Raw genomic sequence first — 24,862 nt, 5'->3', positions numbered from 1 at the left:
AAAGTAATGCTTTAAACCCGTGCCATACAAAGAAAAAGAAATCGAAAAAAAATACTACTCCATAGGAGAAGTTGCGAGCATGTTTAAGGTTGCCCCTTCGCTGATCCGCTATTGGGAAGGAGAGTTTGACATCATCAAACCCAAAAAAGACAAAAAAGGCAACCGTCGGTTTACCAAGGATGATATAGAGAAAATCAGGTATATCTATCAATTGGTAAAAATAAAGGGATACACCCTTCAAGGTGCCCAAGAAGTAATCAGAGGTGATCATCAAAAGGTTTTTGACAAAGCAGCCATGGTGGATAGACTCCATCAGATCAAAAGTTTTTTAGTAGAAATACGGGATACTATGCATGTCGAATCCAAATAATGAAGAGTTAATTTTTGAGTTAGCACTTAACCTCATCCCTAAAATCGGTCCTTCTTTATATAGAAATATCCTAGCCTATACAGGTTCGGCGAAGGATTTTTTTGACCTTCCTCAAGGAAGAATTTCTAAAATCCCCCGTATCAGCAAAAAACTTGCTGAAATACGAAAGGATAAAGACCAATACTTTAGAGAAGCATCTGAAATCATTTCGAATTGCGAAAAGAAGGGTATCCGTATTTTGACTTTTTCTGACAATGATTTTCCAACAAGGTTGAAAATGATGGATGATTGCCCGATGGTACTCTATACCAAAGGGCAGGTGAATCTCAATCCAAACCGGTCAGTTGCAATCGTAGGGACAAGAAATGCGACTGAATATGGTAAAAACATCACCAAAAAAATTATTGAAGACATCGGCCCTTACCATGCTAGCATTATCAGTGGGTTAGCGTATGGCGTAGATATAGAGGCACACAAAACTTCACTCGCAAATAATCTTTCGACTATAGGCGTTTTGGGTTCCTCCGTTGATCAGATATATCCTGCCATTCACAAAAACACCGCAGTACAAATGATGGAAAACCAAGGAGGATTGATAAGCGAATACCCTCCGGGGACAGTCATGCACCCGAGTAACTTTCCAAAGAGAAACAGAATCATCTCAGGGTTAGCCGATGCAGTGATTGTAGTCGAAGCCGCACAAAAAGGCGGAGCATTGATCACTGCAGAAATAGCATTCAGCTACAATAAGGAAGTCTTTGCAGTACCCGGCAACCTACTTTCTACATATAGTGAAGGCTGCAACAACCTCATCAGGTCGATGAAAGCTACAATTTATACAGGACCCAAGGATTTGGAGGAGGCATTGTCTTGGTCAAAAGAAAATCTGACCTCAACAAATACCAAGAACAAAGTCCTAGACCTTACAAAATACAACGAGGAGGAAAGGAGTATTTTAAATATATTGATGGAGAAAAAAGAATTGGAAATTGATCAGATTGCCATATTCTTAAACGTTTCTATTTCCAGTTTAGCTTACAATCTTTTAAACCTTGAATTTGAAGGACTTATAAAGTCTATGCCGGGGAAGAGGTATAGATTGACACAGTAACAAACCGACATAAAAATCATGCTTCCTTGATTACCTTACTTTTCCAAAAATTGCACAGCTTTTTCGTTTAATTCAAAATTAAAGTTTATCAACAACGCCGAAATTTCAGCTCCTGCTAACAAAACCGGTCCATAGCCATGCGCCGCAAAAACATTTACAGGCCTGTAATAATAAAATGCCGGATCAAATCCCATTCCGGTACCTACACATGTACCCTCCACTTGACCGATTTCATTTACTTTACTTGCAACTGCCTCCCAAGCCAATAAAGTACTAGGACCAAAAACACGGTAATCAATCCAGCCCTCATTGATGCCTTTGGCAAATCCATAAGTAAAAATCGCTGTAGCAGAGGTTTCTAGATATGAGTCATTTCTATCCAGCAATTGATGCCAAAAACCTGTAGAAGATTGATAATTGGATAAACCTACCGCATGCGCTTTGTAATAATACAAGACTTTTTCGCGAAGAGGGTGAGAATTTTCCATAACACTTAAAAGCTCTACAATTGCCATAAAAGCCCAACCGTTGGCTCTTGCCCAATGAAAGCTAGGGGAGTTTACTTGACCTTCAACTAATCCATGGCGATATATTCCTTTTTTATCATCAAACATCTTTTCAGAAAACTGGAGAACCTGTTTGATGGCATCATCTAGATGCGCCGGAGAATCCTTATAAAGAGAATACCAAGCCAATGCCGGTACACTCATAAACAAATCATCCAGCCAAAGCGTATTTTTAATCGGCCTATTTCTTGCAAAAGTACCATCATTCAGTCTGAACTCCTTGTTTGAAATAAAGTCAATAAAGTTCTCAATCATTGGATCAAGGTTTTTATCAAAGTTGGCGTATTTAGCTTTTATCATAGAAACGCCAATCGCCCCTGCATCGTCCAAGGCATGGGGGGTAACAACCGATCTCATCGGCGAATCATTTAATCGTTCTAGCGAAACCGTTTGGAAAACAGGATATAAGTCTGCCAAAAAACCCAATCTTGAAAAAACATAATCCTGATATTGTTTATCTTTAGTTACTTCTGCTACCCTTAACATTCCTGCATAGGTTACACCCCATTCATAGCTAGTCAATCTGAATAGACTTTTTTCAAATTCAGCATTTTCCATCGATCCCGAATATTTGTTTAATTGCAATCCTGATTGTTTATCTTTCAATCTTGCGGGAGTAGATTTTTCAAGAAAATAAAAGACCCTGTCAAGCACTTTCTTGATCTCTTCAGTATTTGATTTTCCATAAGGCAATGGATAATTTGGTTGCAATAAATGCAATGGCGTGTTGGAATCATTAATTCCCTGTTGGGCATTTATTGAATTACCAAAAATCGAAATGCAGAAAAAAAGAAGAATTGCTTTCAGTTTTTTATATCTATTAATTGTTAGCATGAGTTTTTATATTTTAATTTTTAAATTATTCTTAACTCGATCCGTGGAAGTTTTCCCGAGACTGACAAATAGGATTTTTTAATTGGACAAGTACTTTAAATAAACAACCATACTATTTTAAGTATAGAATGGTATCATTTAGTGTTTACTAAATTTTTGACTTCATTAAACTTTTATCCTTTTATGATTAAAAATTCAAGGACTAAAATTTTACTAAATCATTTTTGAGATACACTTACAATAGGCTTAGCAGTAAGCATTCGTGCCAAACTTATCATATAATTCTCGAAATGATTTTCATCTCTAAATGATTCATCAGACAATTCCCAAGCAGCCACCGCATAATAATCCAATATTTTTTCCGGTTTAATATTCATTCTTGCCAGAAAAGTACCTGATAAAGATCCGGTTTGGGGGGCCAAAAAGAATCCTTCATAATCCTCTTTCGGTAAAATTAGCCCCAAACCCAAATACCATTCTTTCTCGTATGTTTGCAAATCATGGGTAAAAAGCACCACAAAATCCCCCACTTCACGAAGATTTAATTGTTTTTCGGTTCTGGAATTTACTAGACCTATCACCAACTGTTCATCACCTACTAGGTCAGGAAAAGAAAGCCTTACTTTGTAATAATGGTCTCCCGGCCATATGAAATTTTTTTCGTAAACATTATAACTTCTTTCTAATAATTGAGGGTGCCAGTTTTCATAAAAGTATTGAGTTATTGCCCTTATTGGACCATCAGAAATAATGTTAAAATGAGTTTTTTCCACGTTGTTGATTGTATCTTGTTGAGTAACACCTATCCTGTGTAGCTGGTCATTTACTTTTAACCCAAAGCCACCAATACCTACAGAGTTTCCAACTGAAAGAATATCTCTTCCCCACTCCTCCATCACATGGTAATTATCTTCTGTCACTCCCTTATCATTAATTCCTACATTATCAGGAGTTAGATGTCTCACTTTTTTACCAAAAACATCTTTAGAATTTCTTCCATCCAGATAATGTCTAAAACCTACCATGTCATTTTCCCAAGAGGGTCCATCAGTCTGATAAGGCTGGTAGCCCGTCATACCCGGTAATTGATTGGGATAAAATATATCAGCTTTTGATTTTCTGACTATATCTTCCTCTGAAGCCCTTACACCAAAACGCACAGCTACTTTTGGATCAAAAAATATTTTATTTTTTGACCATTTCAATTCAAGTACTTCTTTTGACATCGCTTTGATATCAAATACAAAAAACAACTCATCCCAGCTCCCATCTCCATCCAAATCATCAACTTGGACAGGTATAGTGTCATTATTTGGAGATAGCAGTAGTGGGAATAATTCGGGATCCAAACCCTGAAATTCAGATCGGCTGATCAAAACCGGTTTATTTTTTAAATCAAAATCCTCAGTGTTTTCAATATTTACTACATAATTATTTTCCAAAGGTGCTTGAAAACAAGAGATCAAAAGCAGCAGAGGTGCTATAATCATTACGGGCAGTTTGATTGGCTTTTTAAAATTCATTTAATGATTTCTATTTGAATGTTAGCGTATGAGAAAATGGGGTATATCCGGTTAGGTAAACATGCTGACCTGTCCCCCGAAGAGTTCCAAAATGTACTGAATACATTTCACCATCTAGCCGATAAATATTTTGATGCTTTTTCAGACCGGGACCAAAGGTTATTCTGTCTTTTCCAGAGGAAAATGTGCCAAAATCATACGGTAGATATGAATTATTCTGATTGTCACCGACACTTTCTACACCTGATAAAATTCCATTTTCATGAAAACATAGCTCAATCGTGACAGGTACTCCTTCCAAACCGATGACTTCAACTTCCATTGAAACTTCCCCATTTGATTCTTTAATTTTTACTTTAGTTTCTAATGTTTTCACATTACTGACAGGTCTTTTTTCAAATGACATTTTGCTCCAAAATCTCCCGTCAACACTGGGAGTAAGATCATAGTCACCATCGGGTCTCCTTAAATTCTCAGGAAGGGGTTGGTAGTAAGGTGCCTCTAGTTTTTTATATAGCGTATATACCCCGTCATCCACTTCAAGTCCATTACTCCTAAAGTGTCCCATATTAAAGAAAGAAGAAGAAATTCTCATGTGTTTTAAAATCGCTGCTCCTTTTCTAAAAGAAAAGAAATTAGGACTTATTGATCTACCTGAAGCAATAATCAAAGGCCAGTCCACCCCTCCAAAAATGGTCATACTCATTTCATTTCTTCTGATTCTGGCTAAAGAGCTTGTACTGAATACTGTTTCGTAATTCAATGGTAGCTTTTCCTGAATAGGAAGTTCATTTTGAAGGAATGGTTCTTCAATAAAATAATAGAGCCCTTTATCGATAATTTCATTTTCAAAGCCTTCAAGTTTCTCAATTAATCCACAAATGGCAGCAAAAAATGGATCCTTGTCTTTTATTGCGATGAACCTGTAGTTTAAATATTGATTAATTATACTTTTTTCAGAATATTGATCTTGACGCCTCGAATCAAATGTGACCAAATCACCATTTGGTTCCATATAGTAATAAGTCATTCGAAGGTTTATTCTTACGGGCTCGAGAAGTTCATCTCTATTCAGCAAACGCGCCATAGTGATAAAAGCTTCATTTTCTACAGCTGAATAATTCATACTTCGTTCGGGATAATGTCCATCCTTATCGATAAATATCCCTTCCGAAAGCCATTCATCAATCCTTGCCACGTACCTTTTGTCTGGATAAACTCTGTTTATTTTGGCCAAAGCCGAACTGAGAACCCAACGGTGATTTGGAGTGTGAATTCCTCCTGTCAGTAGACCTTCTCCTGCCTTGACAATAAATAGCTGTAATAAGGATTTTATCTCCTCAAGATTCTTGTCTTTTTGATCTAGAAGAATTTTGGCTGCAGCGCATAGCGGCTCCATGACAAAGGCCGTATCTGGTGGTGATTCAAGATTACCTGAATCCATTGTTCCATCGGCATTTTGCATAGAAAGCAAAAACTCAATTAACGTTTTTAGTCTTTCGATAACTTCCCTTTTCTGAAAATAACTAGAACTTCGGTATGAATATGCAGCACAGAGTATTGCAAAATCATACCCTTGCTGCCTAGTATATGTGGTAAGCCTTGCATTTTCGGGTTTAAGCAAGTTTGAAACATTTTTATTACTTCCTTTTACAAGCTTTTCCATTAGCTGGGATATACCATCAGCAGAATCATTTCCAAATGCAAATAGACCGGTATTTAAAGGAATTAAAGAAGATGAAATCCCAATACCGATAGTTTGTTTTATGAAGGCTTTTCTGGAAATATTTTTCATTTTTTATCTATGGTTGTTTGATATAAAATCTCACCGGTATGCGAGATGGCAAATACCCTTATCTCTTGGGCAGTAGCAGAAAAAACGAAAAAACCATATTCGTCCTTAGCAAACTTACTCATTGGAAGCATATCCACGTCCGTTGCTTCTGAAGCAGACCCCGAAACAAAGTGGTGAATACCCGTTTCTGAAATCAAATGTTGCAGACTATGGTCATGCCCTGCGATATACATATCAACTTTATTTTTTTCGAATTTTGTTTTCAAACTCGATCTGATTGATCTTGTATCATAACCCTCTCTTCTAGCTTTACTACCCGTAAACATGGGATGGTGGCCTATAACAATTTTCCACTGAACATCTTCTCTTGCAAGGGATTGGTCTATCCAAATCTGTTGTAGAGTTGTATCTTGGGTCATTACATTTGGCCCATATTCTTTATTCTTGTAAAATTCGGGAATAAGTGGATTTGTGTCTATAAACAATAATTGCATGACTGATTTATTCCGGTCTTTTAATAGAATGTCCTTTTCAAAATACCTTCCAGGCATTACCCACCTCCTACTTATTTTAGTATACTCCACTTGAGCATCGGGATTTCCCATATAATCATGATTTCCTAGAATACTATACCATTCTCTATGCAGAGAAAAATCTTTGTATATATCCTCAAATGAATATCTCCATTGCGGATCAAGTGTAGACGCTACTCCTTTGGGATAAAAATTATCCCCTACACTGATAAAGAACTGAGCATGAATTTCTTTGGCTGTTTTTGCCATTTGCGCTGCTACAGGGATCTGAAAATCATCGCCCATCCTTCCCCAATCTCCAAGAACGATAAAATTCACAGCGTCAAGAGAAAGTTTTTCTTTTAAATTTGAGTCTTGTCCAATGACTAAAAATCTACCTAAGCCGAAATAAACAAACAATAAGATTACGTATAGTTTGGGGATTTTATTTTTCATTGTTTGAAATTTTAGGAAATAAACAGAACTCGCGAAAATGGTTTTCCGCTTCTTTACCAGTAAACCAATATTTTACGACAAGCAGAACAGAACCCGAGCTATCGGGACGAAGTCAGAAATAGAAATACCGGATATTTTAGTGTCTTGGCATGAATTAAATCGAATTATCAAATGACTGTCATCAATACGTACAGACATTCTCGCGAATGATTAAAAAGAAACCTCTTATGAAGAGGTTTCTTTTTAATAGATAAAATCAATCTGAGTTTGTGGGAAATACTTTAATTGTATCCAGGATTTTGGGTCAGTATTCCCCCTGAAATATCTACTTCTGTTTGAGGAATAGGTCTCAAAAGGTGAAATTGTCTTAAAGCGGCATTTAGTGCGGCATGTGGATTATTTGCCAAAACCCTTTCAATTAATTTACCTGTTCTTTTTAGTTCCATCCATCTGCTTATCTCTCCCCCCAATTCTCTGGCACTTTCATCCAAGATTAAATCTAAAGTTACCTCGCTGGAAGAAATCTGCGTTGTCAATCCTGATCGTGTCCTTAAAGCATTAATGTGCTGTGCGGCCAGTTCAAGATTTCCAATATTTAAATAAGCCTCTGCGGCAATTAATCTAGTTTCGGCAGATCTCATTATCACGGCATCTCTTTCACCATCAGGGTTAATTCCGGGATTTGTATAAGGAACTCCGGGATCATCAAACTTTCTAAACATTGGGTATTGGACTTGAGTAATCCCGTTTGGGATAAAATATTGATCCGGATTAATTACTTGATATTTTTTGGAATTAATTAATTCTTGCGACCAAGCTTCTTTTGGAAAGAAAATAGAAGTATCGCCTCTCAATATTGAATTATCAGAACTGTTAACTTCAGCCAAGAATATTCTTCTAATAGTAACATCTTCCCTTTGGTCACCTTCCTTAAACAAACTATAATAGTAAGGGGTAGGGGCTGATCCTAAGCCTCTATGAAGTAAATTAGATCTGGTCTGTCCGGGGTAGATATCATAAACAAATTTAAAAAGAAGATGCCTGTTGTTTCCCACTCCCCTAGAAACCTGATTGGAACCATAGAGAAGAGAAAAAATCACTTCCGAATTCCTCTGTGTAGACCTGCTGTGCAAGGTTGCAAAATTTGCTGTCAAAGGATGAGCCTGGATTACAGCTTCAGCCAATTGAGCAGCTTCTTGAAAGTCATTATTTGATCTAAAAGTCTTATACCCCCTGGTCAAAACAACTTTAGCTTTCAGGTTTCTAACCGCATTTTTTGTTATTTGGCCAAATAGAACCGGGCTATCTAGAGTCCCTGCAAGCGCCTCATCCAAATCAATAATGATTTGATTATAAATCTCTTCCTCTGAGGACCTTGCAAACAAAACCTGTGAATCCCTGATTTCATTTAATATTAGAGGTACACCTCCAAATTGCTCCACAAGCCGGAAATAGGAATATGCCCTAAAAAATTTCACCTCTGCCAAACCTCTTACCTTAACATTCTCATTCAACCCTGCTATAGCATCAGCTCTTCCCAAAGCCGTGTTGGCTGCGGCAATGACTCGATAATAATTTCTCCAATAGGTGAGCAGTGAGCCATTGATTGGGTTCAAATTCACATAATCGTTTAACTCACTAATTCCTGCAATGATATCACCACGGGTAAAGATATCTGTACCCTGATGGTCCAAATCATAGAATGTTTCTGAGAATCTCATTCGTTCATAAACACTTGCAACTAATTGGTCAAAAGATTCAGGTTCACTGAACAAAACCGCATCCGTTAAGGATTCTCTGTTTTCTTCATCTAAAAACCCACCACAAGACCAAGTCAATACTATGATTAGCAGTACATTTATTTTATATATTGATTTCTGTATGGTTTTCATTTTGAATTTCATTTAAAATTTAACGTTAAGACCACCCATTAGAATCCTAGACATGTGAGCTGATCCCCAGCTGTTTCTTCCGGCACTTTCTGGATCCCATCCTTCAAATGATGTGAAAATAAAAGGATCTTGGGCTGTAAAATAAAGCCTTAGGCTTTTGACACCGATGGAGTTTAAAAGTGTGCTTCCAAAATTATATCCCAAAGTAATATAACCGACCTGAACATAAGAAACATCCTGGTATCTCAACACTTCTGAAAATGGTCCTTGATTGCTTGGTTGAAACCATTCATTAGAAGGGTTTTCAGGAGTCCAATAATTTGTTTTCAAACTATTGAATCTAGCAGGCGTCGCATCAAAACCTCCCGAGTGGGATATATGAAAATAACTATTTGACATTGCCCCAATAGAAGCAAACAAGAAAATTGATAAGTCAAAGTTCTTATAGTTGAGGTTGTTTCCCATACCTCCCATCCATTTGGGCATGTTGTTACCTATGACATTTCGATCTGCTGCATTGATCACCCCATCTCCATTGAGGTCTTTTACTCTTACCTGACCGGGAAGCTGACCAAATGCCCTGGCTTCATCCAATTGATCAAGTTGCCAAATGCCGTCAAACTCCCATGTAAAAATAGACCCTACTGGCTGACCTACTCTGTGGATATAGCTTCCTGCCTGTACACCAAACAAAATCTCTTCAAGGTCTCCATACAGCTTGGTTATTTGATTTCTGTTTGAGGAAAAATTCAAAGATGTTGTCCATTTCAAATCGCCTTTGTCAATATTTACAGAATTCAAAGTCAGTTCTATCCCTTTATTTGAAGCTTCACCTACATTTTCAAAAACCCCTGAAAACCCGGTGTAATTAGGAGTTGGCCGGAAGAAAATAATTCCCTCGTTATTCCTCTGATAGACATCTACCGATCCATAAATTCTGCTTTTAAATAATCCGAAATCCAAGCCAAAATTGATTTCTTTGGTTCTTTCCCATTCAAGATTTCTATTGGCAAGGTTATTTACAAATGCCGTCTGGATCACCCTATCGCCAAGATTAGTAAATGATGTCCCAATAAGTGACTGAGAACCAAGTGGTCTAAGTCCTGCTCCTCCACCATTGTTTCCAGTTTGTCCATAACTTACTCTTAATTTCAAATCATCAATCAAACTCTGGCTTTTCATAAAGTTCTCATCTGATATTCTCCATGCCAAAGCCGCTGAAGGGAAAAATGCCCATTTATTTCCTGCTGCGAGAATGGAAGCTCCGTCATATCTTCCTGTCAATGTCAAAAGATATTTATCTTTGAAAATATAGTTTATTCTGGCAGTATAAGATTCCAATGATTGTTTGGTCAGACCACTTGTAACATCTCTGACATCAGGACCTGCAGCCATGTTATAAAACAAAAATTGATCTGTTGAAAATCCTCTTCTTTGCTGTCGGAAATTCTCTGACCTTTCCAAAAACTGTGAGTAGACAAAAGTTCCATTAATCACATGGTCATTCCCTATTTTCCCATTGTAGCTGAAGATATTATCCCAAACGTAGGACAATCGATTTGAGTTAGTTACATCAGCCCTTGTATTCTGAATAATTCCATTTGTTGATTTATTGAATCTTCCTCTATATTCACCAAATCTGGAGAATTGGATATTTGGCGAAAAATTGGAAGTAATCGTAATGTTTTTAGTCGGAGTGACTGCCAATGAAAGATTACTAAGATAATTCAAAGTCTTGGTTTCCATTGTCATATTTGTAGGCTCAAAAAGAGGACTGGTGATAAAAGTCTCCCCTTCTAGTGGAAAAAACTTGGGCTCACCGTTTTCTTCATAAGGGGTACCTGTGGGCCGAAGCCTATAAGCATTTCTGAGACCTTCCCTACTTCCTTCATTTCTAACATCGAATGAAGCATAGTTATTAAAACCTACCTTGATATACTTAGATAGCGTTCCATTTACATTTGCCCTCAATGTTACCCTTTCAAAGTCTTCACCCGGGAATGTACCTTCATCTTTTGTATAGCCGAGCCCGAATCCATAAATTGTACTTTCTGTCCCACCTGTGAGATTTAGAGTATGGTTTTGTTGGGTTCCATTTTGCAACATCATATCAATCCAATTCACATACCTGCCCGCATTAACATTTTCAATTTCATTTGGGCGCAAAAAATCACTTAGATTAACATCAGTCGGCCCAAAGTTTAAGTTACCTGAAGCCCATTGATTACCTACTACTGCATCTCTAAAATAGGTAAGAAATTCCTCTCCCTGAAGCATATCAGGAATATTGTATGCCTGTCTCACTCCAATGTAATTATCATATTGAACTGTTACCTTTCCTTTAGAACCTTTCTTTGTTTCTATGATTACTACTCCATTACTACCTCTCGAACCATATATTGCAGTTGCCGAGGCATCTTTTAGGACATCCATCCTTTCGATATCCGAAGGATTCAAAAATGAGATGTCATCAACAAAGATACCGTCAACGATGAATAAGGGGTTTAAGCCGGCTGTAAAACCTCCTTGTTCGGTAGTTTCATTGGAATTGATCGTATTTGATCCTCTAATTCTGACATTAAATCCCCCTCCCGGCTTATTGTCGGTAGATTGGATCATAACACCCGCGACTTGCCCCTGTAGTGCTTGAAAGGCATTGACTTTGTTTGTTTCCTTTATTAACTCCGAATTCATTGATCCTACCGATCCAGTCAAATCACGGCGCTTGGTTTCTCCATATCCAACAATAACTACTTCATCAAGCTGAGAAATATCCGGCTTAATGATTATTTCAAGGCTGGTTCGGTTACCTAAAACCACTTCTTGCGTCAAAAACCCGAGAAAAGAAAAGACCAGAACATCGGTATTGGGATTATTTGCATAAATACTGAACTTTCCATTCAGGTCACTAACTGTGCCTATGTTTGTTCCCTTAAGAAGAATTGAAACACCGGGCATAGGTTGGTTATCCTCCTCTGAGGTAACAACACCAGAAATCAATGTGTTTTGTGCTATCGAAGCACTTGCTCCTATGTACAAAAAGAATATGAGGAATAACCATATTGTCTTTGTTTTTTGACACCAAGCTATCCGTCTAGAAAAACTCGGAATTGGAATTGTAATGATTTTTTTCATGTTAAATTGTTATGGTTTTAGGTTTTATGTAATTGATATTTTTTGGTGTAGAATTTTTATTTCATTTTTTAACTTTTAATTAAAACCCTAGTGTTTCAGCTAATACACCTACAAATAAGACATAGGTATCCCACCTGAGATCTCAAAAGATTTCAACTTAATTTTTAATCAATTATTTATAAGATTTTTTGGTCTCTTTACAGAGATAAAAAAACAGAAAGCGATTTACCTTTTTTTACTCTTTTATTGAATAGTTTCAAAGATCATGACCTTACCTATTGTATGGAGTTTTTGAAATACTTCACAATTAATAATCAATCACCTACTTTTAATTCAATACTATATTACTAACAAAATCAACCTAAATCAACTTTGTGGAATGCAAACGTTTGCGTAGTTTACAGTACAAAAGGCATCAAGATTTCAAAGCAATTGAGAACACTTTTACCCTCAAATCACAAAATTGATTGTAATTGATTGATTTCATTAATTTTTACAGGTCTATTTTCTCTTATTGAAATACCAGCTGCAATGCCGATTTTTAAGGCTTGAAAACCATCCTCACCTGTGACACTTACATTTGTTCCCAATACAATAGAATTAATAAAACTCTTTATTTCGTTAAGGTATGATGAGGTATATCTATCCATAAAGAAGTCAAGAGGAAGAGAAGAATGGGCTCCAATCTCATTGTAAAGTGTGTGGGTGTCATGATTATTATTTTCGGCTTTGGCCATTCCACCAGAACCAAATACCTCTAACCTTTGGTCGTATCCATATACCGCCTTTCTGCTATTGTCAATTAAAGCCATAGTATTATCCTCAAATTTTAATGTAACTGTGGCAATATCAATATCATTAGCACTAATTACATCTTCAGAAACAAATGCACCTCCAACAGCATATACCTCAGTGACCTCCTTTCCCATAATATACCTTGCCATATCAAAATCATGAATGGTCATATCCAAAAACATACCTCCCGAGCTCTTCAAATAGGAAAGTGATGGTGGCGCAGGATCCCTGCTCGTAATTTTGATCAAAAAAGGCTCCCCGATTTTGCCATCCATCACTAATTTTTTTATTTTAAGAAAGTTTGGATCAAACCTCCTATTAAACCCCAACATTAATTTGATGCCAGCTGCTTTTACCTCCTGAAGGGATTCAATAACTCTTGGTAAGGAAAGATCATGTGGTTTTTCGCAGAAAACGTCTTTTTTGTGCTTTGCGCACAGTGAAATATAATCTGCATGTGTATTGGTAGGTGAACAAATAATCACTGCATCTACTTCCTTACAGCTAACCAAAGCTTCAACTTCTAAATTAGGTATTTCAAGGCTTTCCTTAAAAAAAGGATCCGAAAAAGAAACAACCTCTGTATTTTCAACCTTGTTTTTTAAATTATCGTAGTGAATTTTCCCTATTCTACCCATTCCGATTATGCCAATTCTAACTTTCTTCATTATATCAAAATTTTAAATATTTTATTTTTGAAACTAAAATTTATTATCATTCTTATGAATCAGCTCTACTTATAAACCAAGGCTTGAAATATACTTTCTATTTAAATCAGCACATTTTTTTGGGCTACCCATTCCCGGAAGAACATCCTGTTCCACTACTATCCATCCACAGTAATTACTACCTTTTAGTATTCTGACTATTTCCGGAAAGTCAACGGATCCGTGTCCTAGTTTGCAAAAAACTCCTTGTTTGACAGAAGTGAAATAATCCCATTGATTTGATTTACTCAATGCCCCTATTTCTGGATCAAAATCTTTAAAATGTATATGCCAAATTCTTTCAATATGCTTATTTAAAAATGAAACAGGATTCCCACCTCCAAAAGCTAAATGTCCCATATCTAAGCAGAGCCCCAATAAATCCGGATCCGTCAACTGCAACAGTCTTTCAGTCTCTTGTTCTGTTTCAACGTAACCTGCACAGTGATGATGGAACACAGTTCTTAAACCGAACTTATCCATAACTGCTTTTGCAATTTTATTGGCCCCTTTTGCGAAAATCTTCCATTTATCTTCACTTAATCCATTTTCAGGCGATATTCTTCCTGCATTTTTGGTCCTTTCTTCAACAGTTCCATTTTCGTCGGCTAGAATAATAAATGAATCATCAAACCCCGCAGCCACCAGTAAACCTGCAACTTTAAGGGCTTTTTCAATCCCCTTATCATGATTGATTTCATCAGCTAAATAAACAGGGACAAAGGCTCCCGGAATCCAAAATTTCTTCTTGAAAATCACATTTCTCAACTCTTCGGGATTGGTAGGTAAAAAACCCCAATCTCCAAGTTCTGTACCTTCATATCCAGTCTGTTCCATTTCATTCAGAACCTCCTGATAACTTTGGGTTTCTTCCTCAAATCCAAATTCGAGGGCTCCCCAAGAACACGGTGCATTTGCAACTTTAATTTTTTCCATACTGTTAAAATTTTCTAGACCACTCTTTAGGCCATCTTTCAATTACTACTTTTGTCTGGGTATAAAATTCAATCCCATGCCTTCCCTGAGCATGTAAATCTCCAAAAAAGCTATTATTCCATCCACTAAAAGGAAATTGCGCCATGGGGGCTGCAACCCCTATGTTTATACCTACATTTCCTGAATTTACTTCATTCCTGAATTTTCTGGCACTTGCTCCACTCGAGGTGAATATGCATGCCATATTTCCATAATGATTTGAATTGATAAACTCAATGGCATCATCCAAAGATTTCAGGGTAAGCAAAGTCAATACAGGTCCGAAAATTTCGGTTTTCATCAATTCACTCTTAATTGGGAGATCTTCTAATATAGTTGGCGCCAAAAAATTACCATTTTCAAATCCCGGCACTTTATGATTCCTACCGTCTAAAATTACTTTGGCCCCATCTCTTTCGCCTATTTGAATAAGCTGTTCAATCCTGCTTTTGCTTTCCTTAGAAATAACAGGCCCCATTTCAATTCCCTCATCAAGACCATAACCTGTCTTTTTTGTTAATGAAGCGTGATAAATACTATCTTTAACCAATCCGTTTTCATCTCCTACAGTAATTATATTGGATGCCGCTAGGCAGCGCTGACCTGCACACCCAAACACGCTATCTGCAATAATTTTTGAACTTAGATCAAGATCTGCGTCAGGTAATATTAATATTGGATTTTTTGCCCCTCCTTGAGCTTGTACTCTCTTACCATAAGCAGAACCTTTCTGATAAATGTACCTAGCAACCTCTGTTGACCCAACAAAGCTGATTGCCTTGACCAGAGGATGTTCGAGCATGGCATCCACTGTTTCCTTACCTCCGTGAACCAAATTAACCACTCCTTTGGGTAGACCTATTTGATCCAAAAGCTCAAAACATTTCATCATTGTGAGGGGAACTTTTTCAGATGGTTTGAGGATAAATGTGTTTCCACAGGCAATGGCGTAGGGCAAAAACCAAAAAGGAATCATTCCGGGAAAATTAAATGGTGATATACAACAACACACACCCAGGGGCTGCCTTATCATAAATTCGTCTACACCCCTAGCAACATTTTCTGAAAATTCACTTTGTATTAATGTCGGGGTTGAGCATGCAGTTTCGATATTTTCTATCGCCCTTTGCAGTTCACCTTTTGACTCGGCAAATGTTTTGCCGCATTCCATGGTAATGATTCTGGCGATTTGATCTGTATTTTCTTCCAAAAGTGTTTTGAGTTTATACAATGGCTGTACCCTTTGCATTACGGGAACATTCTTCCAATCATGAAATGCCACCTGAGCCGCTAAAACCGCTTTTTCGAGATCCTTAGAGGTACCCTTCCCAAAAGGCACTCTTGCCAAAATCTGTTGATTTGCAGGATTGATTACTTCTTTTGTATTTTCTTCAATGCTACTAGTCCAAGATCCATCAATGTAATTTTTTAAAAGTTCCATTTTTTTATTAATTATTATTTTAAACTATAGAATATGTAAATCCCAACAGGAATCAGTACTAAAAACAAAGAGACAATAGGCGTAAATTTCCAAGACCTTAAATCCACAGGTGTCACCATTAAAATAGGTCGATCTACTATTCTTTGGGGCCTTGCATAAGAAATCAGGAACATAACCCCCACATTGATCAAAAATTCTATTCCCCAGATATGAACAAAATGGATATCAACCTTGAGTATAAATACCGTCGTGATATAGAATACAAGTCCTGTAATCAATGCCACTTTTGCTGAAAGTGCTGTAATATTCTTAGTCAAAAATCCTGCTAGCATAATCGAAGCGATTGGTATAAAAAATATACCATTTAGTTCTTGTAAAAGCTGGAAAACACCCTCGGGTGCTCTGGAAATCATGGGGGCAATTAAAATTGAACTTACTGCTAGAATTGAAGCTGAAGCCTTACCAACCCTGACTAGATTGATATCTGAAACGCGGGGATTTATTATTTTTTTGTAGATGTCGAGACTGAAGATGGTAGAGGCACTATTCAGTACACTATTGAATGTACTCAATACAGCTCCTAATACAATTGCAGCAAATAGACCCGTAAAGCCAACTGGCAAGACTTTTTTTACAAGCGCCGGATAGACCTGATCCTGTTCTTCAAAAAGACTCTCACCAAAGTAATAGTATCCAATAACCCCGGGAAGAACAATAATAAATGGGACGATTAGCTTTAACACTCCTGTAAGCAATAACCCTTTTTGAGCTTCAATGAGGTTTTTGGCACCTAAAGCTCGTTGAATTATAGTTTGATTCATACACCAAAAGTAGATTTGGTTAATTATCAAACCTGTAAATAAAGTTTCAAATGGAAGGACCGAATCACTTTTACCAATGACATTAAATTTTTCAGGGCGGTGGTTATAAACCTTGAAAAAACCTTGTACTGGATTACCATCCCCTATCAAAATCAAGGCCATGACTGGAACCAAGGCTCCGGCAATAAATAAACCATACCCATTTATAGTATCGGAAATTGCAACTGCTTTTAAGCCTCCCAAAACCGCGTAAATAGATCCCAAAATCCCCACAGTAACTACCGTTATCCAAATACCTTGATCATAACTGACACCTAATGTGGCAGCAACATCAAATAAACTTTCAAGATTTATTGCTCCTGTGTAAAGGACAATGGGCAAAAGGGTAATGGCAAAGGAAACCAAAAGAAAAAATGCTACCATAGATCTAATTGTAGCATCAAATCTCCTTTCCAAATATTCAGGAATGGTTGAAAGCCCCATTTTTAAATACCTAGGCACAAAATATACGGCGGCCAAAATCAATGCGAGTGAGGAGGTCACCTCCCACGCTACAATTATAAAACCATTTACATAAGACGAACCATTCATTCCAACTAAGTGATCTGTAGATATATTGGTCATTATCATGGACCCTGCAATAACTACCCCTGTAAGACTTTTTCCACCTAAAAAATAGCCATCACTGGTTTTTAAATTTTGGTTTCTGGTTTTGTACCAAGAATAAAATGCCACAAATAGTGTGAAAGCAATAAAACTGACTACAGTTAAAGTCATTGGATTTGGTTAATTCGGTTCAGGGAAAAATGATTGAAAAGAATTTAAAGCTTAAATAAACTGTCTTTGCTTTTTTTGTTGTTTTTCCATTTTTTTGAAAGCTTCTTGGACGGCAGATTTTTGGGATACCTCTGAGACAGGTACCTCCCACCAAGAATCCCCATATCTCTCAAGTTTTGTTTCGGGCTGCGTTTCTGTATAAATTACGGTTGTCATTGGGTATTCTTTAGATTCTTTTAAAGCATTTTGGAAATCATTCATTCCTTTTGCTATGATAACTTTTGCCCCCAGACTTTTTGCATTTTCTGCAAGGTCAACAGGAAGAAATCCACCGTCGAGTTGCCCAGTAATTTGATTTCGATATTGATAAGATGTTCCAAATCCTTCTGTACCAAGTGATTTGGACAATCCTCCAATTGAAGCAAAACCATTGTTGTTGATAAGTATGATTGTGAGCTTGTAACCTTCTTGGATTGATGTAACTATTTCCGTTGACATCATAAGATAACTTCCATCTCCTATCATAACATAAATTTCCCTATCGGGAGAAGCCATCTTTGCCCCTAACCCACCTGCAATCTCATACCCCATACAGGAATATCCGTATTCAAGGTGAAATCCTTTAGGATCTCTAGTTCTCCAAAGCTTATGTAGGTCACCGGGAAGACTGCCTGCAGCACATAAGACCACATCTTTTGGACCTGAAAAATTATTGACAGCACCAATTATTTCTGATTGACAAGGTAATTTGTCTTCATCTTCTTTATAGAAATAAGCAGCTTGGACTTTTTTATCCCAAGACTCATTTAATGATTTGATCCTAGTTTGGAATTCAGGATCGGTGGTATAATCACCCAAAATCGCCTTTAAGGCCAATAATGTGCTTTTTGCGTCTCCAATAAGTGATAATGCTCCATTTTTAAAAGCATCAAACTCGGATACATTGATATTCAAAAACCTCACTTGTTCATTCTGAAAAGCTGTTTTTGACGCTGTTGTAAAATCACTATATCGGGTACCAATTCCAATTATCAAATCACTTTCACTACTTATGATATTAGCACCATCAGTACCAGTAGCTCCAGCTGCTCCTAAATTCAAGGGATGGTCATAAGGCAAAGAACCCTTACCAGCAAAAGTTTCACAAATAGGAATTCCTGTTTGAGAGACAAATTCTTCCAAAACTTTTGAAGCCTCGCTGTAAAGGACTCCACCTCCTGCAATTATGAGGGGTTTCTTAGATTTTCGGATTGACGAAGCTGCCCTCAACAGTAATTCCTGTTCCGGAACAGGCCTTGGAATGTACCAAATCCTTTTTTCAAAAAGATCTTTGGAAAAATCAAACGCCTCTGCCTGAACATCTTGGGGAAGGCATAATGTCACTGTGCCTGTTTCGGAAGGTGAAGTAAGTACTCTCATGGCAGCCATCAAGGAACTTGTCAACTGTTCAGGTCTATTAATCCTGTCCCAATATTTTGATACCGGTTTGAAACAGTCATTTACAGAAATATCTTGGGTACTTGTGGATTCTAATTGCTGGAGGACAGGGTCGACTTTCCTCGTTGCAAAAATATCGCCGGGCAATAGAAGAACAGGAAGCCTATTTATTGTCGCCAGAGCTGCGCCCGTTATCATGTTGGTTGCTCCCGGACCTATGGAAGAGGTACAGACCATAGTTGACAATCTGTTTTTCATTTTTGTATACGCCACAGCCGAATGCACCATAGCCTGTTCATTTCTTGCCTGAAAAAATCTAAATTCAGGATATTGGTGAAGTGCCTGACCAATTCCTCCGACATTTCCATGACCGAATATCCCAAAACAGCCTGCAAAAAACTGATGTTCAATTTTGTCTCTTTCCACATATTGATTAGAAAGAAATTTGATTATTGCCTGGGATACTGAAAGTTTGACTCGATTCATTTTTTTGATTATTTTATTCTTCTTGATCAAAAATTTTTTGAAAAGACACCTTAAAGATTCTCTTTTATTTTGGGTGTGATTAAAACCCGCCAAAAGAGGAAATAAATTGATCTGATTCAGACAAGGTGGGCATAAAGTTTGCGCAACCGGACTGCAATACCACCTGGGCACCACTCGCATTTCCCATTCTGCATGAATTGTAAAGAGACCACTTTTTCAAAAACCCATAGATAAATCCCGATGCAAAGGCATCACCTGCACCTAAGACATTTAATGGAACTACAGGAAAACCTGGGACATCAGTTACATTTCCATTTTTTTCATAAATACTTACTCCTTTAGACCCTCTTTTTACCAACAAAATTTCCAATCCAAGGGCCATAATTTCGGAAATTGCAGTATCAATATCTCCTAAAATAATCGGAGCAGAGATCTGCTGATACTCTATTTTAACCTGGCTAGGATCTTTAATCATAACTGCTAATATTTCTTCTTCAGTCGCTATGGCAATTTTAATTTTTGGGATTATCGATCTCAAGATCACCCCAAAAGCCCTGAAATCATGCCACTGATCTGCTCGGAAATCTATGTCCAAGACCACCGGAATATCCAGCGCATGGGATTTTTCAATGCAAAAAATAGTCGTCGACCTACTTGGATCTTTATTTAGGGCCGTTCCTGATACCTGTACTATTCTAAATTCCTCAAAAGGAATCATGTTGGCATGATCTATTGTAATTTGGCTGTCAGCACAATTGTCCCTATAATACACCAAGGGAAATTTATCCGGAGGCTGAATACCAAGGATTACAGCACTGCTTCTTGAACCTGGAATCCTCGGAATAAAACAAGTTTCGACATTTTCATTTTTCAGGAAATTCAAAATAAAATCACCTACTTTATCTTCACCAACCCCTGTAAACAGGGCACTTTTGAGACCAAGTCTGCTACAACCTGTAGCAATATTCAATGGAGAACCACCTACAAATGCATCAAAGCCTTTTATATCAATAAACTCTGCACCTACTTGTTGACTATATAGATCTATTGAAGACCTACCTATAGCTAAAACATCATATATGGGATTTTTCATTTCAAATTCATTTTAGCAGTTACCATTGGAATTCTTTCATCCTTTCCTTTCCACGAATTAAATATCCATTCGTGGTCAGGATCAGGAGTATTGGCTAAAGACTGGTCACTTCCTGTCAAAAAGTTTAGATAATAAGCATCATAACCATGGGCAGCCGCAACAGGGTGAAATCCTTTGGGCACAAGGACAGCATCGTTATTTCTTGCTCTGGCTATTTCGTCTAGGGTTCGGTCCGAAGTATAAACCTGTTGAATAGCGTAACCTTGCGGTTTGTTGAATTTATAAAAGTAAATTTCCTCCAGTCTTGCCTCTAGAAGATTTCCCTCTGTATCAACTTTTCTTTCATCATGCTTATGGGCAGGAAATGAACTCCAGTTGCCTGATGGAGTATAAACTTCCACTACAACCAGCCTGTGACATTTTGAACCTGGTCCTAATAGATCGTTTATTTGCCTTGTCGCATTATCGCCTCCTCTTATTTCAATTTCTACTTGGTCGGGAGTTTTAATGAATGCTTGAAAATCCTTGTCTGTTTCACACCAACCATAAGCTATATCCAGTAAATCTGAATCAGCTTCTAATTCAAAATTTGTATTTCGAGGAAGGTATAGGGTATGTGCAATCCCTTCAAAAACACTTTTTCTTCCATTTATTGTTGACCAGTTTCCTTTGTCCGAAGTGACAGTGAAATTTCCTGAAAGTAGTATGATTGCATATTCATTTTCAGCTGTATATCCTGACCACTTATCTCCATTCTTCATTTTTCTAGCCTGAAAGTTTAGAAATTCCCAACCTCCGTCTGATTTGCTTATGTTTTGGTAAATAATCTCATTTTCAAGAGGTTTCGATAGCAATCTACATTTTGGATCTATTTTCATGATGTTACCTTAATTGTACTCTGAAGTATATATCAATTCCCTAATTTGTTTTCCTTTCTGACTTGCCCCGAGCAATTCAAATTTCTCAGACAACATTTCAGAAGCCTGCTTTTGATATTCCCTACCGGGGATCAAAGGATCGAATTCTTTTGGTTGTAAATGAAAAAATGACCTATGAATTCTAGTCCACAATACCCTCAAATCGGTGGCTATATTAACTTTGCAAACTCCATAAGCTATAGCACGTTGTAATTCGGAATCAGAAACTCCTCTACACCCTGTCTCCAATTCTCCTCCAAATTTGTTGATTGTATTTATCTCCAAAGGATTTACCGAGGAGCCGCCATGAAGTACCAAAGGAAATCCAGGAAGCCTTTTTTGAATCTCTGCGAGAATCTCAAAATTGATTCCCTGATCCCCAGTAAATTTGTAGGCCCCGTGACTTGTGCCTACAGCAATAGCCAAACTATCACACCCTGTGCTGTTTACAAATTCAACCACTTCCTTTGGATTGGTAAACCTTGCCTTATCGCCTTCTACTTTTTCATCATCCTCTACACCCGAAAGGACTCCCAATTCAGCCTCAACCGGTATTCCCTTTTGATGTGCGGCTAAAACGACCTTATGAGTCCTATTTATATTTGTTTCGAAGTCATCATGGGATGCATCAATCATCACAGAGGTATATTTTCCAGATTCCAATGCATCATAAATATGGGATTCTATGCCATGATCTAAATGAATTGCATAAACTACATTTGGGTAAATTTTTCCTGCTGACTCAATCATTTCCAACAAAACTTTGGGATGGGAATAATCCCTCGCAACAGGAGTGGTTTGAATAATTACAGGTGAATCCTCTTTATCGGCTGCATGAAAAACAGCCATCACTTGTTCTAAAGTAAATACGTTAACGGCCGGTAAAGCATACTTTCCATAACATTCTTGGAATAAAACCTTCGTTGATAACTTCATTTTGGAAAATATTTTTTGAAATGTATGTCTCGAGATGGATTTAAATTCAGATAAGTCCACCATGCAACAAGTAACGCAAAGAATCACTTACAACTTATTACTTGAAACAAAAGGGATAGTCCGAACTGTCATGAAAGGTTTGGTTCGAGCCCCTAGGATGACATTCTGGTTAAAACCTTTTTGGCTGTCTCTTTATAAATCCAATTTATACAAACCGGCATGTTTGAGATTAATCAAATAATATCATTCAACTTAACGACAAATTGATTAATAAAAAAAGCGTTTGGGTATTTATCCACATGCAAACGTTTGCGTATTTAGGTAAAAAAACTGCAACAAAAAAAATCAGAAAAGTATATTTTTTTCCTTCATTTGAACAATAAAAATGGTAAAAATCAAACTTATCTTTTAATTTACATTTTTAAAAAATTGATTTTGAAGTCTCTCTAACGACTAATTCAGGCTTTAATGTCTCAAATCTAAAACCATTAGTTACTTTATCTGACTCTAAATGGTTAAGTAATATTTTTGCGGATAACATCCCAAGATCATATACGGGCTGCCAAACAGAAGTCAGGGCCGGATTAAAATATGCGCTATAAGGTTCGTCATCAAAGCCTACCAATGAAATATCTCCCGGAATATGTAAACCTTTTTCTCTGATTACCTGCATTGCGCCAATAGCTACAGCGTCATTATAGGTAAAAACTGCATCGGGAATTTGTTTACTTGCCAATAATTTAATCATACAGGCTACGCCGGTTTCAGAACTTGAATTTTCACCAAATACGATTAATTCTTCTAATATTTTGATTTTATTAATTTTTAACGCATCAATATATCCTTCTTTTCTATGTCGGGCAGTAGAAAGATTTTCAGGTCCAGAAATATGGGCAATTCTTTTACAACCCGTTTTTATAAGATAATCCACTGCCTGAAAAGCTCCCGCATAATCGTCCACGACAACTTTATCAACATCAAACCCTTGACAATCTCTATCAAAAATAACCATTGGAACTCCATAATCTTTTACTTTTTTGAAATGGTCAAATTCTGTCGTATTAGATGATGGAGAAATTAAAAAACCATCAACTCTTACCAAATTCATCGCTTCAAGTAGCCTAACCTCTTCCGAATAAGATTCATTCGATTGGCTAATCATCAACTTATATCCATAATCTGCGACCATATCCTGAATACCATTAATAGCTGTAGAAAAATAATAACTGGTAATCTCGGGAACAATCACACCAAGGATCTTAGTCCGCTTATTAAACAAACTCAATGCAAGTTGATTGGGTAAATAATTCATACTTCTGGCTAGTTCCAGAATTTGTTTTTTCTTTTCAGAACTTATCAAAGGGCTGTCATTTAATGCCCTAGAAATAGTTGAAGGAGAAACTTTTAAAATTTTTGCTAAATCAATTATAGTTGTTTGAGGTTTTCTCATTTTTAAGATTTGAGGTAAACATCCAATGATATAACAAAACATCGATTTTTAAAAATTGGATAGCTAAAAATCAAAGTATGGTTCAATTTTAACCTAATTTGATAAGAAATTTATCATTAATGAACATCATTTTATGGGAAATTCGTGACTTTGTCTCCCTATTAGGTTACCTTTTTTAAAGAAGTAAATTAAATCTGCTGAATATTTACAACTTAGAAGCCTGGTAAACCTAAACAGAATTCTAATCAAAAAAATCTAATCTCTGATGTAGATATGAGGGGATGGGTGTTTTACCTTGAGAATACTTACAGGACAATTACATTTAAGCAGAAAGTAAGCTGCACTTATTTCTTGAATTTAAGACAATAAGAAAAAAAGAAAGAACAAAAATGAAAGCTACAATTTATACAGGACCCAAGGATTTGGAGGAGGCATTGTCTTGGTCAAAAGAAAATCTGACCTCAACAAATACCAAGAACAAAGTCCTAGACCTTACAAAATACAACGAGGAGGAAAGGAGTATTTTAAATATATTGATGGAGAAAAAAGAATTGGAAATTGATCAGATTGCCATATTCTTAAACGTTTCTATTTCCAGTTTAGCTTACAATCTTTTAAACCTTGAATTTGAAGGACTTATAAAGTCTATGCCGGGGAAGAGGTATAAAATTTTTTAAAAGAAATTTCTTAATGCTCATTAGTAAACATAAATTCCAATTTAAGTGAATCAAATTATCCGCATTCTTGCCTCTATTTCTTTTTGGTAAAACGGCCTCGACTTCGCTCGGCCACCGGATCCGGTGCTATTGTTAGGAGGTGGAGGGAAATGCGTC

At 36.9% G+C, this 24,862-nt stretch carries 18 protein-coding genes; 3 read left to right on the top strand and 15 right to left on the bottom strand.

Annotated features, from left to right (window positions below; genetic code table 11):
- The first annotated feature begins 19 nt into the window (after nucleotides 1-19).
- Together MMU07_RS05005 and dprA are read left to right on the top strand one after the other, a co-directional pair.
- Nucleotides 20-370 carry a MerR family transcriptional regulator gene (locus MMU07_RS05005; RefSeq protein ID WP_241124741.1) on the top strand — a complete coding sequence of 117 codons (351 nt, stop codon included), beginning with the start codon at nucleotides 20-22 and terminating at the stop codon, nucleotides 368-370.
- Nucleotides 354-1,481, top strand: coding sequence for a DNA-processing protein DprA (gene dprA / locus MMU07_RS05000; RefSeq protein WP_241124740.1), 1,128 nt, complete (start codon nucleotides 354-356; stop codon nucleotides 1,479-1,481). Before MMU07_RS05005 ends, dprA begins: the two co-directional genes overlap by 17 nt.
- A 35-nt stretch (nucleotides 1,482-1,516) precedes the next feature.
- Here the strand turns inward: dprA and MMU07_RS04995 are convergent, their stop codons facing one another.
- The 15 genes from MMU07_RS04995 to MMU07_RS04925 form a co-directional block, all read right to left on the bottom strand.
- Nucleotides 1,517-2,881, bottom strand: a complete 1,365-nt coding sequence (locus tag MMU07_RS04995; protein WP_241124739.1) for a glycoside hydrolase family 88/105 protein — start codon at nucleotides 2,879-2,881, stop codon at nucleotides 1,517-1,519.
- Between the two features lie 218 nt (nucleotides 2,882-3,099).
- Nucleotides 3,100-4,371 (bottom strand): DUF4861 domain-containing protein, encoded by a 1,272-nt coding sequence (locus MMU07_RS04990; RefSeq protein ID WP_241124738.1) that lies wholly within the window; start codon nucleotides 4,369-4,371, stop codon nucleotides 3,100-3,102.
- Between the two features lie 43 nt (nucleotides 4,372-4,414).
- Nucleotides 4,415-6,199, bottom strand: coding sequence for a hypothetical protein (locus tag MMU07_RS04985; protein WP_241124737.1), 1,785 nt, complete (start codon nucleotides 6,197-6,199; stop codon nucleotides 4,415-4,417).
- Nucleotides 6,196-7,167, bottom strand: a complete 972-nt coding sequence (locus MMU07_RS04980) for a metallophosphoesterase (protein ID WP_241124736.1) — start codon at nucleotides 7,165-7,167, stop codon at nucleotides 6,196-6,198. The genes MMU07_RS04985 and MMU07_RS04980 overlap by 4 nt, the downstream gene beginning before the upstream one ends.
- Before the next feature lie 281 nt (nucleotides 7,168-7,448).
- Nucleotides 7,449-9,059, bottom strand: a complete 1,611-nt coding sequence (locus tag MMU07_RS04975; RefSeq protein ID WP_241124735.1) for a RagB/SusD family nutrient uptake outer membrane protein — start codon at nucleotides 9,057-9,059, stop codon at nucleotides 7,449-7,451.
- Between the two features lie 12 nt (nucleotides 9,060-9,071).
- On the bottom strand, nucleotides 9,072-12,194 hold the full coding sequence (locus MMU07_RS04970) for a SusC/RagA family TonB-linked outer membrane protein (protein ID WP_241124734.1): 3,123 nt from the start codon (nucleotides 12,192-12,194) through the stop codon (nucleotides 9,072-9,074).
- 455 nt (nucleotides 12,195-12,649) lie between these two features.
- The gene (gene iolG, locus MMU07_RS04965; protein WP_241124733.1) at nucleotides 12,650-13,657 is read right to left on the bottom strand and encodes an inositol 2-dehydrogenase; all 1,008 of its coding nucleotides are present in this window, start codon (nucleotides 13,655-13,657) and stop codon (nucleotides 12,650-12,652) included.
- Between the two features lie 69 nt (nucleotides 13,658-13,726).
- Complete coding sequence (locus tag MMU07_RS04960; protein ID WP_241124732.1) at nucleotides 13,727-14,632, bottom strand: sugar phosphate isomerase/epimerase family protein; 906 nt, start codon at nucleotides 14,630-14,632, stop codon at nucleotides 13,727-13,729.
- Between the two features lie 4 nt (nucleotides 14,633-14,636).
- Nucleotides 14,637-16,112, bottom strand: coding sequence for a CoA-acylating methylmalonate-semialdehyde dehydrogenase (locus MMU07_RS04955; protein WP_241124731.1), 1,476 nt, complete (start codon nucleotides 16,110-16,112; stop codon nucleotides 14,637-14,639).
- A gap of 14 nt (nucleotides 16,113-16,126) precedes the next feature.
- A complete protein-coding gene (locus tag MMU07_RS04950; protein ID WP_241124730.1) occupies nucleotides 16,127-17,710 on the bottom strand; it encodes a solute:sodium symporter family transporter in 1,584 nt (527 codons plus the stop codon).
- A gap of 51 nt (nucleotides 17,711-17,761) precedes the next feature.
- Complete coding sequence (gene iolD, locus MMU07_RS04945; protein ID WP_241124729.1) at nucleotides 17,762-19,633, bottom strand: 3D-(3,5/4)-trihydroxycyclohexane-1,2-dione acylhydrolase (decyclizing); 1,872 nt, start codon at nucleotides 19,631-19,633, stop codon at nucleotides 17,762-17,764.
- A gap of 79 nt (nucleotides 19,634-19,712) precedes the next feature.
- Nucleotides 19,713-20,726, bottom strand: a complete 1,014-nt coding sequence (iolC, locus tag MMU07_RS04940) for a 5-dehydro-2-deoxygluconokinase (RefSeq protein WP_241124728.1) — start codon at nucleotides 20,724-20,726, stop codon at nucleotides 19,713-19,715.
- On the bottom strand, nucleotides 20,723-21,604 hold the full coding sequence (gene iolB / locus MMU07_RS04935; protein ID WP_241124727.1) for a 5-deoxy-glucuronate isomerase: 882 nt from the start codon (nucleotides 21,602-21,604) through the stop codon (nucleotides 20,723-20,725). The genes iolC and iolB overlap by 4 nt, the downstream gene beginning before the upstream one ends.
- Before the next feature lie 9 nt (nucleotides 21,605-21,613).
- Nucleotides 21,614-22,579: a class II fructose-bisphosphate aldolase gene (locus tag MMU07_RS04930; protein WP_241124726.1), complete on the bottom strand. Its 966-nt coding sequence runs from the start codon at nucleotides 22,577-22,579 to the stop codon at nucleotides 21,614-21,616.
- 421 nt (nucleotides 22,580-23,000) lie between these two features.
- The gene (locus MMU07_RS04925; protein WP_241124725.1) at nucleotides 23,001-24,029 is read right to left on the bottom strand and encodes a LacI family DNA-binding transcriptional regulator; all 1,029 of its coding nucleotides are present in this window, start codon (nucleotides 24,027-24,029) and stop codon (nucleotides 23,001-23,003) included.
- 389 nt (nucleotides 24,030-24,418) lie between these two features.
- On the opposite strand from MMU07_RS04925, the gene MMU07_RS04920 reads away from it, so the two are divergent.
- A complete protein-coding gene (locus MMU07_RS04920; protein ID WP_241124724.1) occupies nucleotides 24,419-24,706 on the top strand; it encodes a DprA-like winged helix domain-containing protein in 288 nt (95 codons plus the stop codon).
- The last annotated feature ends 156 nt before the right edge of the window (nucleotides 24,707-24,862 follow it).

It is taken from the genome of Cognataquiflexum nitidum (assembly GCF_022538055.1).
Classification (GTDB): Bacteria; Bacteroidota; Bacteroidia; order Cytophagales; family Cyclobacteriaceae; genus Cognataquiflexum; species Cognataquiflexum nitidum.
The sequence above is the reverse complement of the archived record's forward strand: the minus strand, read 5'-3'. Positions and strand labels throughout refer to the sequence as shown.

What these genes read in the sequence shown, in the direction of transcription:
- MMU07_RS04950 (WP_241124730.1), bottom strand. Translation starts at nt 17,710, where the DNA reads ATGACTTTAACTGTAGTCAGTTTTATTGCTTTCACACTATTTGTGGCA.
- MMU07_RS04955 (WP_241124731.1), bottom strand. Translation starts at nt 16,112, where the DNA reads ATGGAACTTTTAAAAAATTACATTGATGGATCTTGGACTAGTAGCATT.
- MMU07_RS04975 (WP_241124735.1), bottom strand. Translation starts at nt 9,059, where the DNA reads ATGAAAACCATACAGAAATCAATATATAAAATAAATGTACTGCTAATC.
- iolD (WP_241124729.1), bottom strand. Translation starts at nt 19,633, where the DNA reads ATGAATCGAGTCAAACTTTCAGTATCCCAGGCAATAATCAAATTTCTT.
- MMU07_RS04990 (WP_241124738.1), bottom strand. Translation starts at nt 4,371, where the DNA reads ATGATTATAGCACCTCTGCTGCTTTTGATCTCTTGTTTTCAAGCACCT.
- MMU07_RS04970 (WP_241124734.1), bottom strand. Translation starts at nt 12,194, where the DNA reads ATGAAAAAAATCATTACAATTCCAATTCCGAGTTTTTCTAGACGGATA.
- MMU07_RS04920 (WP_241124724.1), top strand. Translation starts at nt 24,419, where the DNA reads ATGAAAGCTACAATTTATACAGGACCCAAGGATTTGGAGGAGGCATTG.
- iolG (WP_241124733.1), bottom strand. Translation starts at nt 13,657, where the DNA reads ATGAAGAAAGTTAGAATTGGCATAATCGGAATGGGTAGAATAGGGAAA.
- MMU07_RS04995 (WP_241124739.1), bottom strand. Translation starts at nt 2,881, where the DNA reads ATGCTAACAATTAATAGATATAAAAAACTGAAAGCAATTCTTCTTTTT.
- iolB (WP_241124727.1), bottom strand. Translation starts at nt 21,604, where the DNA reads ATGAAAATAGATCCAAAATGTAGATTGCTATCGAAACCTCTTGAAAAT.
- MMU07_RS04980 (WP_241124736.1), bottom strand. Translation starts at nt 7,167, where the DNA reads ATGAAAAATAAAATCCCCAAACTATACGTAATCTTATTGTTTGTTTAT.
- MMU07_RS04925 (WP_241124725.1), bottom strand. Translation starts at nt 24,029, where the DNA reads ATGAGAAAACCTCAAACAACTATAATTGATTTAGCAAAAATTTTAAAA.
- MMU07_RS04985 (WP_241124737.1), bottom strand. Translation starts at nt 6,199, where the DNA reads ATGAAAAATATTTCCAGAAAAGCCTTCATAAAACAAACTATCGGTATT.
- MMU07_RS04960 (WP_241124732.1), bottom strand. Translation starts at nt 14,632, where the DNA reads ATGGAAAAAATTAAAGTTGCAAATGCACCGTGTTCTTGGGGAGCCCTC.
- dprA (WP_241124740.1), top strand. Translation starts at nt 354, where the DNA reads ATGTCGAATCCAAATAATGAAGAGTTAATTTTTGAGTTAGCACTTAAC.
- MMU07_RS04930 (WP_241124726.1), bottom strand. Translation starts at nt 22,579, where the DNA reads ATGAAGTTATCAACGAAGGTTTTATTCCAAGAATGTTATGGAAAGTAT.
- iolC (WP_241124728.1), bottom strand. Translation starts at nt 20,726, where the DNA reads ATGAAAAATCCCATATATGATGTTTTAGCTATAGGTAGGTCTTCAATA.